A 9,351-nucleotide genomic window follows, 5' to 3' on the forward strand; every position below is an offset into this window, starting at 1 on the left:
GAGAAGCCCCGCCCACTTTCGCTGCCCCCGCTCGAAGCCGCGGCGGTCCACCACGGTGCAGCGAATCCACTTGACCAGCACCGCGCCATCGTACGGCCCGGAGCGTGGCGTCCGTCACGGTGCGGCCGAGAGCAGCCGCCCGATCGCCACGCGCGCGTGGCAGGATGGACAAAAAGCCCTGCGGAAAGGGCAGTTCGGCCCGATGGCAACAGGGCGCACGGGGAAGGGGAGTCCGGTGAGCGGCCTCAGCAAAGGCATCCGCAAGGTCGAAGTCGCGCTGAAGTGGGATCCGAGTCCGGCGGGGGAACCCCCCACCGACCTGGACATCGTCGCCGCGACCTATCTCGCGAGCGATCCGCACGGCACCCCTGCCTACGCGGTGTACTTCGACAGTCGCTCCCCCGACGGCACGATCTACCTCAACCGGGACAGCAAGGACGGCAAGGGGTTCGGCTGGGACGAGGTCATGACCCTGGAGCTGGACCGGCTCGACGCCCGGTACGCGCGCGTGGTGGTCGGCGTCGTCATCCAACAGCGCACCGCCGACCGGACGTTCGTCGGCGTCCTCAACCCGGGGCTGCGCATACGCGAGGGTTACCAGGTCCTGGCCGAGGACGACTTCGGCAGTGTCCTCGGCTCGACGGCGGCGACGGTCGCGGAGTTCGTCCGCGACCCGTCGGGAGGCTGGGTCTTCCACCCGGGGATCGAGGGATTCGACGGCGACCCCGATACCTTCACCCGGACCATGGGCCGACAGCAGCGGCCCTGACCCGCGCGCCCGTGGCACTGCGGGCGCCGACGGGAAGAGGGGTGCCGACACCTGGTCGGCACCCCTCTTCTCAGTGATCCGGCATCGCTCGCCTCAGAGTCTCAAGGCACATGCCGTCTCGCCCGCGGGTCAGCTGCAACCGCTGGTCGAGCCGCAGCCCTCGCAGATGTAGCAGGAGCCGGCCCGCTGCATCTTGGTGCCGCAGGAGAAGCACAGCGGGGCGTCGGCCTGGATGCCCAGCTGCATCTCCACCAGCTCGGCGCTGGTGTGGGCCTGCTTGGGGGCGGCCGGCCTGGGCTCCTCGGCCTTCGGCGCGGCGACGGCCTTCAGGTCCGTCTGGCGCGGGGCGGACTGGGCCAGCGCCTCGACGTCGACCTCCTCCTCGGTCGGCTCGTAGGAGCCGGTCTCGAGGTGGCGCTGGCGCTCCTCGGCGGAGTGGATGCCGAGCGCGGAGCGGGTCTCGAAGGGCAGGAAGTCCAGCGCCAGGCGGCGGAAGATGTAGTCGACGATCGACTGCGCCATCCGCACGTCCGGGTCGTCCGTCATGCCGGCCGGCTCGAAGCGCATGTTGGTGAACTTCGAGACGTACGTCTCCAGCGGCACGCCGTACTGGAGGCCGACGGAGACCGCGATGGAGAACGCGTCCATCATGCCCGCGAGGGTGGAGCCCTGCTTGGACATCTTCAGGAAGACCTCGCCGAGACCGTCGTCCGGGTAGGAGTTGGCGGTCATGTAGCCCTCGGCGCCGCCGACGGTGAAGGACGTGGTGATGCCGGGACGTCCCTTCGGGAGGCGCTTGCGGACCGGGCGGTACTCGACGACCTTCTCGACCGCGGTACGGATGGTGTCCTCGGCCTTCGCCGTGACCGCGGCCTTCTCCTTCTCCTTGGTCTTCGCGGAGAGGGGCTGGCCGACCTTGCAGTTGTCGCGGTAGATGGCGAGCGCCTTGACGCCCATCTTCCAGGCCTCGAAGTAGACCTCTTCGACGTCCTCGACGGTGGCGGTCTCGGGGAGGTTGACCGTCTTGGAGAGGGCGCCGGAGATCCACGGCTGGATCGCGGCCATCATGCGGACGTGGCCCATCGCGGAGATGGAGCGCTCGCCCATGGCGCAGTCGAAGACCTCGTAGTGCTCGTGCTTGAGGCCGGGGGCGTCGACGACATTGCCGTGCTCGGCGATGTGGGCGACGACCGCCTCGATCTGCTCCTCCTGGTAGCCCAGGCGGCGCAGGGCCTGCGGGACGGTGCCGTTGACGATCTGCATCGAGCCGCCGCCGACCAGCTTCTTGAACTTGACCAGGGCGAGGTCGGGCTCGAGGCCGGTGGTGTCGCAGGACATCGCGAGACCGATGGTGCCGGTCGGGGCGATGACGGACGCCTGGGAGTTGCGGAAGCCGTTCTGCTCGCCGAGGCGGACGACGTCCTGCCAGGCCTCCGTGGCGGCGGCCCAGATCGGGGTGTCCAGGTCGTCCATGCGGACGGCCGTGCCGTTGGCGTCGGCGTGCTGCTTCATGACGCGCTGGTGGGCGTCGGCGTTGCGGGCGTAGCCGTCGTACGGGCCGACGACCGCGGCCAGTTCGGCGGAGCGGCGGTAGGACGTGCCGGTCATCAGGGAGGTGATCGCGCCGGCGAGGGCGCGGCCGCCCGCGGAGTCGTACGCGTGACCGGTCGCCATCAGCAGGGCGCCGAGGTTGGCGTAGCCGATGCCGAGCTGGCGGAACGCGCGCGTGTTCTCGCCGATCTTCTCGGTCGGGAAGTCCGCGAAGCAGATGGAGATGTCCATCGCGGTGATGACGAGCTCGACGACCTGGGCGAAGCGCTCGACGTCGAAGGACTGGTGGCCCTTGCCGTCGTCCTTGAGGAACTTCATCAGGTTCAACGAGGCGAGGTTGCAGGACGTGTTGTCCAGGTGCATGTACTCGCTGCACGGGTTCGAGCCGTTGATACGACCGGACTCCGGGCACGTGTGCCACTGGTTGATCGTGTCGTCGTACTGGATGCCCGGGTCGGCACAGGCCCAGGCGGCCTCGGCCATCTTGCGGAACAGGGACTTGGCGTCGACCTCCTCGATGACCTCGCCGGTCATCCGGGCACGCAGGCCGAACTTGCCACCGTTCTCGACCGCCTTCATGAACTCGTCGTTCACACGGACCGAGTTGTTGGCGTTCTGGTACTGGACGGACGTGATGTCGTCGCCGCCCAGGTCCATGTCGAAGCCCGCGTCACGCAGGGCGCGGATCTTCTCCTCCTCCTTGACCTTGGTCTCGATGAAGTCCTCGATGTCGGGGTGGTCGACGTCCAGGATGACCATCTTGGCCGCGCGGCGGGTGGCGCCACCGGACTTGATGGTGCCGGCGGAGGCGTCGGCACCGCGCATGAAGGAGACCGGGCCGGAGGCGTTGCCACCGGAGGAGAGCAGCTCCTTGGAGGAGCGGATGCGGGAGAGGTTCAGGCCGGCGCCGGAGCCGCCCTTGAAGATCATGCCCTCTTCCTTGTACCAGTCGAGGATCGACTCCATGGAGTCGTCGACGGCCAGGATGAAGCAGGCGGAGACCTGCTGGGGCTGCGGGGTGCCCACGTTGAACCAGACGGGGCTGTTGAAGCTGAAGATCTGGTGCAGGAGGGCGTACGCCAGCTCGTGCTCGAAGATCTCGGCGTCGGCGGGCGAGGCGAAGTACTTGAAGTCCTCACCGGCCTTCCGGTACGTCTTCACGATGCGGTCGATCAGCTGCCTGAGACCGGTCTCGCGCTGCGGGGTGCCGACGGCGCCCCGGAAATACTTGCTGGTGACGATGTTGACCGCGTTCACCGACCAGAAGTCGGGGAACTCGACGCCACGCTGCTCGAAGTTGATCGAGCCGTCGCGCCAGTTGGTCATGACGACGTCACGGCGCTCCCAGGCCACCTCGTCGTACGGGTGCACGCCGGGAGTGGTGTGGACGCGCTCGACGCGCAGCCCCTTGTTCGCCTTGGTGCCCTTGGCGCGGGAACTCCGTGCCGGACCGCTCGCCGTCTCTGTCATGCCGCCTCCCATTACGGGCAAAACGCCCTGAAGTGCCCCGATGTTCCCGTGGCACGGTGTTCTCTCTGGTGCTGCGGGCACCCTCGTACTGCCGCCCGCAACAAGTCTTGGATCGCCGCCGCCGGCCGGTTCAGGTGTCTCCGCCCGGTTCCGGCCCGCCGGTCAGTCGGCGGCGTGGGCGGGCTCGGGGACCTGGTCGGTTCCGCCGCGCCCGCGCCGGTCTTCCCGGCTCCCCGCGACCGCACCGCCCTCGCGGCACGCGCAGCCCTCGCGGTCCTCATTGACCGCGGCGGGGTTTCCCGTGTGTTCCCTCAGTTCCGTGATCGCGGCCTCGAAGTCCTCGAGCGAGTCGAACGCGCGATAGACCGAGGCGAATCGCAGGTACGCGACGACGTCGAGTTCCTGCAACGGGCCGAGGATGGCCAGCCCCACGTCGTGGGTGGTCAGCTCGGCGCTACCGGTGGCCCGCACGGCCTCCTCGACCCGCTGGCCGAGCAGCGCGAGCGCGTCCTCGGTGACCGGCCGCCCCTGGCACGCCTTGCGCACGCCGTTGATGACCTTGGTCCGGCTGAACGGCTCGGTGACCCCGGACCGCTTCACCACCATCAGCGAGCAGGTCTCCACGGTCGTGAAACGACGGGAGCAGTCGGGGCACTGGCGGCGCCTGCGGATCGACGTGCCGTCGTCGGTGGTACGGCTGTCGACGACGCGACTGTCGGGGTGCCTGCAGAAGGGGCAGTGCATGAACTCCGAACCCTCCTCACAGCAGACTCAACGTCCTCGACAGACCTCTCGGACCCCTCGAAGCAGCCCCAAGCATAGGCGATGGCCGAGGGGCGCGAGACCCATGGGACCACAACTTCTGGGCCAGGACAGCAATCCAACCACTAGATGTGGGGCTCGACTCATACAAACACGCCGAACATGTGTGTGGGGTGAGGATTGGCACGTGCCGGACGCCCGTACCACCTCGCAGAACGCGCGGACCCGGCTCTTCACCCGGATGCGCGGGCGCCGTACGCGGCGAACGGGGGACACGGACGTACCGTTTCGGCACCGACAGGGATAGCGTGAGCGACACACGGAGGGGCACGGCACTCCCGCACGGAGGGACGAGCGCTTCACGGTCGACGGGACCGCGGATGGCAGACTGGGGCGACACCCCGGCAGGTCGTCGACCCCGACGAGGAAGGGTACAACGAGCGACCCTTCCGCCCACCGGACAGCGCGTCAGCCATACACCCAGACACATGATCGCGGCTGTGAATCCGCGATTTTTCACTCGAACGTGTGTTTGGCGCAACCTTTCGAAAGCAACTACCGTTGTCCAGCAGGGAGACCATCGAGAGGGGCCGACGTGACCACCACCGCAGACAGTGCCACCATCACTGACCAGGACCGCTCCCAGGGCCGACTCGAGCCGGTGCATGCGATGAACGAAGCCACGAGTCCCGAGGGGCCCAAGCGCTCCCTGCCGGGCCGACCTCCAGGGATCCGGGCGGACAGCTCGGGACTCACCGACCGGCAGCGCCGGGTGATCGAGGTCATCAGGGACTCGGTGCAGCGGCGGGGCTACCCGCCGTCGATGCGGGAGATCGGCCAGGCGGTCGGCCTGTCCAGCACCTCGTCGGTCGCGCACCAGCTCATGGCACTGGAACGCAAGGGCTTCCTGCGGCGCGACCCGCACCGCCCGCGCGCGTACGAGGTCCGCGGCTCCGACCAGGCCGCCTCCGTGCAGCCCACGGACACCGCGGGCAAGCCGGCCGCGTCGTACGTCCCCCTGGTGGGCCGTATCGCCGCCGGTGGCCCGATCCTCGCCGAGGAGTCCGTCGAGGACGTCTTCCCGCTCCCGAGGCAGCTGGTCGGTGACGGTGAACTGTTCGTCCTGAAGGTCGTCGGCGACTCGATGATCGAGGCCGCGATCTGCGACGGCGACTGGGTCACCGTCCGCCGCCAGCCCGTCGCCGAGAACGGCGACATCGTCGCGGCGATGCTCGACGGCGAGGCCACCGTCAAGCGCTTCAAGCGCGAGGACGGCCATGTCTGGCTGCTCCCGCACAACGCGGCCTACGAGCCGATCCCCGGCGACGACGCAACCATCCTCGGCAAGGTCGTCGCCGTGCTGCGCCGCGTCTGAGGACAGCGGCGGGTCGGTCGCACCGACCCGCCACCTGACTGGGCCCCGGGACCCCTGCGCCGGTTCCGGGGCCCTGCGTTGTCCGGGATCGATCCCGGCCGCTGCGGCAGGGCCCGCCACCGGCTCCCGCACGGTGCTGTGGGGCGGTCGGCGCGGGCGCGGCGCTGCCTGGCTCGTTCGCGGGGGTCGTGCGGCAGGCTCGCGGGGACGGCCCGGCACGGGGTGGCGCGGGCCGGGCCACCCCGTGCCGGGCCGTCACTCCGCTTCCGACTGCCTCGCCGTCGCGTCGATCGCCGACAGCGACCTGCGCACCTGGTTACGGTCCGTGGTGTACCAGAAGTCGGGCAGTGACGCCTTCAGATAGCTTCCGTAGCGCGCGGTGGCCAGTCGCTGATCCAGCACGGCCACCACACCCCGGTCCCCCGACGCCCGTACGAGGCGGCCGGCGCCCTGGGCCATGAGCAGGGCCGCGTGCGTGGCCGCGACCGCCATGAAGCCGTTGCCGCCCGCGTCCTCCACCGCCTTCTGCCGGGCGCTCATCAGGGGGTCGTCCGGACGCGGGAACGGGATCTTGTCCATGACGACCAGCTGGCAGCTCGGACCGGGCACGTCGACGCCCTGCCACAGCGACAGCGTGCCGAACAGGCACGTACGGGGATCCGCCGCGAAGTTCTTGATCAGCTCGCCGAGGGTCTCCTCGCCCTGGAGGAGGATCGGGTACTCGGGGATCCGGCCGCGCAGCTCCTCGGCGGCCAGCTGGGCCGCGCGCATGGAGGAGAAGAGGCCGAGCGTACGGCCGCCGGCCGCCTGGATCAGTTCGGTCAGCTCGTCGAGCATGTCCGCCCGGTCGCCGTCGCGCGCGGGACGCGACAGATGCTTGGCGACGTAGAGGATCCCCTGCCTGGGGTAGTCGAAGGGAGACCCCACGTCGACCCCCTTCCACTGGGGGACGTCCTCGTCCTCCTTGCCCGCCGTGCCCTCGGGAGCGAGGCCCAGGGAGGCGCCCACGCCGTTGAAGTCGCCGCCGAGCTTCAGCGTCGCGGAGGTCAGCACCACCGACCGGTCGGCGAAGAGCTTCTCCCGCAGCAGACCCGACACGGACATCGGAGCCACCCGCAGGGAGGCGCCGAAACGGTCGTGCCGCTCGTACCAGACGACGTCCCACTCGGAGCCGTTCACGATCCGCTCCGCCACGTCGTGCACGCTCTCCACGGAGGCCAGCGCCTGCTTGCGGACCGCGTCCTCGTCCTGGACGGACTTGTCGCGGGTCGCGCCGATGGCGGAGATGACCGTACGGGCGGCGTCGCGCAGTGCCATCAGCGCGTAGCCGAGGTCTTCCGGGATCTCCTCCAGGCGGCCGGGCAGCACCAGCTCCATCAGCCGTTCGAAGCCCTCGGCGGCGGTCTGGAGCTGGTCGGCGGCCTTCTCGTTGACGAGCTTGGCGCAGCGGCGCACCGCGCGGTTGACCTGGCCCGGAGTGAGCTCGCCGGTGGCGACGCCGGTCACCCGCGAGACCAGTTCGTGCGCCTCGTCGACGATCAGCACCTCGTGCTGCGGCAGGACCGGGGCGCCTTCGATGGCGTCGATCGCGAGCAGCGCGTGGTTGGTGACGACGACCTCGGCCAGCTTGGCCCGCTCACGCGCGCTCTCCGCGAAGCACTCCGCGCCGTACGCGCACTTCGTGGCGCCCAGGCACTCCCGGGACGAGACCGACACCTGGCCCCAGGCCCGGTCGGAGACGCCGGGAGTCAGGTCGTCGCGGTCGCCGGACTCCGTCTCGTCGGCCCAGTCGCGCAGGCGCAGCAGGTCCTGGCCCAGCTTGCTGCTGGGCGCGGCCGCCTCGAACTGGTCGAAGAGGCCCTCCTCCTCGTCCTGCGGGACCCCCTCGTGCAGACGGTGCAGGCACAGGTAGTTCGATCTGCCCTTGAGCATGGCGAACTCCGGGCGGCGGCGCAGCAGCGGGTGCAGCGCGTCGACCGTGCGGGGCAGGTCCCGCTCCACGAGCTGCCGCTGGAGGGCCAGGGTGGCGGTCGCCACGACCACCCGCTCCCCGTGCGCGAGCGCGGGCACGAGATAGCCGAGCGACTTTCCGGTGCCTGTGCCCGCCTGGACCAGCAGATGGGAACCGTCGTCGATCGCCGCCTCGACGGCTTCGGCCATGGTCACCTGGCCGGGGCGCTCGGTGCCGCCGACGGCGGTGACGGCAGCGTGCAGGAGTTCGGGGAGGGAGGGCTTCGTCATAGCTCGACCACCCTACGACTCGGCACTGACAAACGGGCGATCAAGCAGGGGATCGTGGCCGACGGCGCAGGCACGGGCCGAGCGGCGGTCCGGTTCCGGTTCCGGTTCCGGTTCCGGTTAAGGAGTGAGCGGGAGGTCAAGGTGCGGGGCTTCCCGGGTCGGGGCGGGACCGGGACTCGGGCCGGAACGGGGTGGCCCGGGTCCTGGACGAGGGCAGGGTGCGCGCCGGTGTGGCGGCAGGACGTCACATGAGGTGGCGGTGGGCGCGGTCCCGGACCATGAGCGCGGCCCGCTTGGCGGGCAGGTCGATCTCGGCGAAGAACCGGAATCCGGCGCTCAGGAATGCCGCGACGGAGGGAGTGTTGCGCAGATCGGGTTCGGCCACTACCCGTGCGACGGCGGGACACCGGTCGAGGACGAGGTCGGCGACGGCTCTGAGCAGAGTGCCGCCGAGTCCTCGTCCGCGGTCCGCGACACCGCCGATCAGCAGATGGATCCCGGTGTCGTGGGGTCGCGCGGGGTAGTACCGGGCGAGCGGGTCGAGGTCGGCCCGGTAGATCTCCCAGTAGCTCATCGGGGTGCCGTCCAGCAGCCCGAGACAGGGCACGTCACGTCCGTCACCGGCGAGCCGGGCCGTGAGGTGGTCCTCCGTCGCGGCACGAGGGCCGGCCAGGTGCCAGTAGGCCGCGACGGCCGGATCGTTCATCCAGGCGCCGATGAGGGCGAGATCCCGGTCGAGACGGACCGGCACGAGACGGAACTCACCGGCGGGGGTGGTGACCGGACCCCAGTCGGCGACCCCGCCGAGCAGGTCGCCGCCGGTCGTTCGGTACGGCCCCGCCGGTTCCGTGCCGGCCGTCCTGTCCGGACTCCGTCCCAGGTCGAGCCCGGCCCCCTCCTGGGCGATGAGCGCGAGCAGCTCGTCGGAGAGCCGCAGGTCCAGCGTGTCCTCGGTGTTCGCGATCTCCGCGAGGTCCGTGACGTTCGCGGTGTCCGCGGCGGGGAGGGGACCGGCTTCGGAGCCGGCGTCGGTGGCAGGCACGGCGACGCTCCTCTCAGGAGTGGGGCTGGGGCGTGTTCCTCGGGGCACGAAGGGGACGGCGGCGGTCGGGGGACGCGAACGTCCGGGAGCGGGGGTCAGCCGTGCAGGGGGTTGGCGATGGTGACGTACACGGACTGGGTG

The 9,351-nt window shown here is 70.2% G+C and carries 6 protein-coding genes and 1 pseudogene; 2 read left to right on the top strand and 5 right to left on the bottom strand.

Features of this window, described 5'->3' with window-relative positions:
* Positions 1-81, bottom strand: a pseudogene (locus FNH09_RS41655) (DUF4937 domain-containing protein); the annotation flags it as partial.
* A gap of 154 nt (positions 82-235) precedes the next feature.
* On the opposite strand from FNH09_RS41655, the gene FNH09_RS41660 reads away from it, so the two are divergent.
* On the top strand, positions 236-769 hold the full coding sequence (locus FNH09_RS41660) for a TerD family protein (RefSeq protein ID WP_162469892.1): 534 nt from the start codon (positions 236-238) through the stop codon (positions 767-769).
* A gap of 129 nt (positions 770-898) precedes the next feature.
* Here the strand turns inward: FNH09_RS41660 and FNH09_RS41665 are convergent, their stop codons facing one another.
* Both FNH09_RS41665 and nrdR read right to left on the bottom strand, forming a co-directional pair.
* Entirely contained in the window at positions 899-3,790 is a 2,892-nt protein-coding gene (locus FNH09_RS41665) for a vitamin B12-dependent ribonucleotide reductase (protein WP_152895066.1), read from the bottom strand.
* A 162-nt stretch (positions 3,791-3,952) separates the two neighbouring features.
* Entirely contained in the window at positions 3,953-4,534 is a 582-nt protein-coding gene (nrdR, locus tag FNH09_RS41670; RefSeq protein ID WP_152895067.1) for a transcriptional regulator NrdR, read from the bottom strand.
* 613 nt (positions 4,535-5,147) lie between these two features.
* On the opposite strand from nrdR, the gene lexA reads away from it, so the two are divergent.
* Positions 5,148-5,927, top strand: a complete 780-nt coding sequence (gene lexA / locus FNH09_RS41675) for a transcriptional repressor LexA (protein WP_162469893.1) — start codon at positions 5,148-5,150, stop codon at positions 5,925-5,927.
* A gap of 255 nt (positions 5,928-6,182) precedes the next feature.
* Here the strand turns inward: lexA and FNH09_RS41680 are convergent, their stop codons facing one another.
* Positions 6,183-8,168, bottom strand: a complete 1,986-nt coding sequence (locus FNH09_RS41680) for an ATP-dependent DNA helicase (protein WP_152895068.1) — start codon at positions 8,166-8,168, stop codon at positions 6,183-6,185.
* Between the two features lie 244 nt (positions 8,169-8,412).
* Positions 8,413-9,210, bottom strand: coding sequence for a GNAT family N-acetyltransferase (locus FNH09_RS41685; RefSeq protein WP_162469894.1), 798 nt, complete (start codon positions 9,208-9,210; stop codon positions 8,413-8,415).
* Between the last annotated feature and the right edge of the window lie 141 nt (positions 9,211-9,351).

The sequence above is a fragment of the Streptomyces adustus genome (genome assembly GCF_009377175.1).
Taxonomy (GTDB): Bacteria; Actinomycetota; Actinomycetes; order Streptomycetales; family Streptomycetaceae; genus Streptomyces; species Streptomyces adustus.